Source organism: Frankia sp. CoBUL1, assembly GCF_978021245.1.
In genome coordinates this window covers 1-3,956 of sequence record NZ_CDXDOS010000285.1, presented here as the reverse complement: position 1 = coordinate 3,956, position 3,956 = coordinate 1, and the positions used below count along the sequence as shown (strand labels likewise).

Here is a 3,956-nt window from a genome sequence, read left to right as displayed (position 1 = left end):
ACGGTTACCGGGAAAGGCTCAATGCCTACGTCGTCCCGTTCGGCGGACTACTCATGCTCGCGGGACGACTGGGCGATCTCATCAGCCGCAAGATCATATTCATAATCGGAATCGCGTTGTTCAGCGCCGCGTCGCTGCTCTGTGGATTCGCGACCTCCGAGGCCACGCTGATCGCGTTCCGCTTCGTCCAGGGTGTTGGCGGCGCCGTGGCCTCGGCGTGCATTCTCGGCATGGTCGCGACGATGTTCTCCGAGCCCCGCCAGCAGGCGCAGGCCATCGCCGCGTACAGCTTCGCCTCCGCGGGGGGCGGCGCGGTCGGGCCCCTGCTCGGCGGTATTCTGACCGACCTGGCCAGCTGGAACTGGATCTTCTTCATCAACGCGCCGATCGGCGCGCTGGTCGTGCTCGGCGCCCTGCGCACCCTGGACCGCGACGCCGGGCTCGGGATCGGCAAGGGCATCGACTTCCTGGGCGCCGCGCTGGTGACCGCCGGCCTGATGCTGTTCGTGTACACGACCGTCAACGCGGAACGAGTCGGCTGGGGAGCCACCGAAACGCTGGTACTCGGCCCGCTGGCCATCGTGCTGCTGATCGGGTTCGTCATCCGCGAGGCCACCGCCGCGCAGCCGCTGCTACCACTGAAGATATTCCGGACGCCGAACCTGGCGGCGGCCAACGTCGTGCAGTTCCTGGTGATCGCGGGCATGTTCGGACTGATGTACTTCGGCACGCTGTACGTGCAGCGCATCCTGGGATACAGCTCGTTGGAGGCCGGCCTGGGGTTCATGCCGATCGCCGTGGTCATAGCCGCGATCTCCATCGGCCTGTCCGCCAGGCTCATCATGAAGTTTGGACCCCGGACCATGCTGCTGACCGGCCTGGTGCTGATCGTTCTGGCGTTCGTCGGGCTGTCCCTCGCTCGCGAAGACGGCACCTACGTGGTCGACTTCCTGCCGGCCACGGTCCTCATGGGCGTCGGCGTCGGGATGGCACTGCCGGCGATCATGGGGCTTGGCATGTCGTCGGCGGCACCGAGCGACTCCGGTGTCGCCTCGGGACTGTTCAACACCAGCCAGCAGATCGGCGGGGCGATCGGCCTGACGGTCCTGAGCGCCTTCGTCGAGGCCCGCACCGACAACCTCACCGATTCTGGATCATCGGAGATCTCGGCCCTGCTCGGCGGCTATCACCTCGGATTCCAGATCGCCGCGGCCTTCACGTTCGTCGCCCTAGTGGTGGCCGCGATCACGTTGCGGCCGAACCCCGCCCCGCATCAGGGAGCGCTGGCGGACGAGCCGCAGCCGAGCCTCGCTGCCCCCTGACCCGAGCAGCGAGCCCACCGCACGGCAGACAACAGGCAGGAAGGGCCCGGCGGTCATTCGCCGGGCCCTTCCTGCCTGCGTGCTCCACCTTTGATGGGTATCAGGAGCCGTGGGACTCCGGCCCTCGCGAACCCGATCCCAGCGCAGCCGGCTCTCCCGTGTCCGGCACCGGCACGACCGACGTCCCGGCATTTGGCCCCGGGGTTCGCAGGCCGCCGGACAGCTCGTCGAGCAGCCCGGTGGCACCGGCCGCGTCGGCTGCCTGACCGAAGACGTAGAAGTCCGGTCGTACCAGGACCGCATGCGCGCCGGTCTGAGCCAGCCATGGCAGGTAGGTCCCCTCCACGTCAGTCGCCGTGTCCGGGCCCCGCTCGGCGGACCCCTCAGCGACGAGGGTCACCCGTCGCACCCCCAGTCCCCGCATGATGTCCCGCGACCGCGGGTCCAGGGCGTCCGGCAGTCCGCCGTCGCACAGCAGTACGAAACCGGACCCACCGGCGGCACCAGCACCGAACAGGTCGTCGAACAGTCCGGTCCGACCGAGCCTGCGGACCAGGCCCTGCGGGCTGAGTTGGCCGACCAGCTCTCCGCCGGCCGCGCTGAGCAGCCCGGTCTCCAGCGGATGCACCGCCGCCCGCGGGGCCCCGATGCCGATGCCGCGCCGGCGCGCACCGAGCATGACCATGTCCCGGTCGGCAGCGGCCACCGGATCGAGCTGGCAGATGACCTTGCCGATCTCGACGGACATACGGACGGCGTGCTGCACGTGCCGGACCCGCTCCTGCTGGTAGGTATCCAGCAGGGCCTGGCCCGCGATGCCGGCCAGCACCAGGTCCAGCTTCCAGGCGAGGTTGGCCGCGTCCCGGATCCCGGAGCACATGCCCTGGCCGGCGAACGGCGGCATCACGTGGGCGGTGTCCCCAGCGATCAGCAGCCGGCCGGCCCGCCAGGTCCGCGCCCACCGGGACTGGAAGGTGTAGACCGCGTGACGCAGCAGGGTGGCGTTGTCCGGGGTGATACCGAACGATGCGAGCAGGCGCCAGGCGTTCTGCTCGGTGTCGAGGTCCTCGACGCTCTCGCCGGCCAGCCGCATGAACTCCCACCGCCGGTTCCCGGGGCCCGCGGAGGCCGCGGTGCGGGGACGCGCCGGATCACACACCTGCATGTTGTTCGGGTCGAAGACCCGCCGCTCGTGCGGGACGACGTCGCAGATCAGCCAGTCGCGGGAGAAGTGCAGGTCGGTCATCGCGGTGCCGATCCGGTCCCGGACGAAGCTGTTCGCGCCGTCGCACCCAACCAGCCACCACGCGGAGATCACCTCGCGTTGGCCGTCTCGGTCGACGATGGTCAGCTCGGTGTGCCCGCCGAGGTCGACCGCCTCGACAGCCTCCCGGCCGCGCAGCACCCGCAGCGTCGGCAGGCGGGTGCCCCGCGCCGTCAGCGCCGACTCCAGCGCCGGCTGGTACATCGAGGTGGAGTCCGGCCAGTGGCACCAGCCGCGCTCGGAGGCGACGATCTCGAGCAGGACATCACCGGCGGCGTTGCGCCAGACGTACCGGCCCGACGGCTCTGTGTCGGAGCGGAGGTAGTCACCGATCCCCGCCATCGCCAGGATGCGCGCGGCCTCACTGTCGAACCCGACCGCCCTCGACATCGTGTACGGCGTGGGCCAGCGGTCCACCACCGTCACCCGCCAACCCCGCTGAGCAAGGAGGACAGCCAGTGTCTGGCCGACCGGGCCGTCACCCACGATCGCCACATCAGCGTCCACATCGGCGGCCGCGCTGGCGTCCACAGTGTGCATGTCTGCCGGCCCGCCGCTCAGGCGTCCTGGAGCAGGATGTGCCGGATCGCCGACTCGTACTCGTCGGTCCTGGCCAGCACACGCACGTTTTCGTGCCCGTCCTCCGCGACCAGGTAGCGCCGGCCTACGAGCAGCAGCTGGCCGTTGTCGGTGGCGCGCCCGTAGATCGCCGTTCCTGCCCTGATCAGCTCGCCGGCCCAGTGCCAGTACGGATCGTCGTTCTCGCCGGTGACGATAGCCTTCCATTCGGCGTGCGTGCGTTCCCGTAGCACGAACCGGTAGACAGCGTGCCAGTCCTTGTCTCTGGTCCGGCGGCGCAGCACGAGATGGTCGCCGTCGGGTACGACCTGGTAGTCGAATCCGTACTGGCTCTGCACGTCGGCGGACACCCGCACCGGCTCGATGAATCCAGGCCCGGCGAACCCGACGTCCACCAGCCACGGAACACCGTCGACCTCTACGAGGTTCATCATGTGCTCGAGATCGGGCCCGAAGGTGTCGTCGGCGCCGCGAACCCCGGCCGAGATTATTCTCACCTGGTAGCCAAGTTCGAGCAGCAGCGCCCGGAACAGCCCGCTGATCTCATGGCAGATCCCGCCCCGCAGTTCGGTGACCAGCAGCTGGTAGAGCTCGTCCGGGTGGGCGTCCACATTGTCCCAGACGGCGAGGCCCTTGGCCGCGCTGCGGGAGTTGCCGAACGGCACCCGCCGCATGTTTCGGACGTGCAGCTCACGGAGGTTCTCGGCTGTGGGCTCGCGGGATCCGGTGTCAGGGCCGCGCGAAGGTCGCGTGGTGTGACGGCCTGTTGCGTTAAGTGGCTATGAATTGGA

2 protein-coding genes and 1 pseudogene are annotated in these 3,956 nt (G+C 69.2%); 1 reads left to right on the top strand and 2 read right to left on the bottom strand.

The genetic code is table 11. The annotated features are described in order from the left end of the window. Positions 1-1,322: MFS transporter (locus AC08OX_RS15610; protein WP_476608482.1), on the top strand; the 1,322-nt coding region annotated here is incomplete at its 5' end. 100 nt (positions 1,323-1,422) lie between these two features. Here the strand turns inward: AC08OX_RS15610 and mhpA are convergent. Continuing rightward, positions 1,423-3,126, bottom strand: a complete 1,704-nt coding sequence (mhpA, locus tag AC08OX_RS15605; RefSeq protein WP_476608481.1) for a bifunctional 3-(3-hydroxy-phenyl)propionate/3-hydroxycinnamic acid hydroxylase MhpA — start codon at positions 3,124-3,126, stop codon at positions 1,423-1,425. A 17-nt stretch (positions 3,127-3,143) separates the two neighbouring features. Next, positions 3,144-3,857 (bottom strand): annotated as a pseudogene (locus AC08OX_RS15600) (arylamine N-acetyltransferase family protein); the annotation flags it as partial. Positions 3,858-3,956 lie beyond the last annotated feature (99 nt).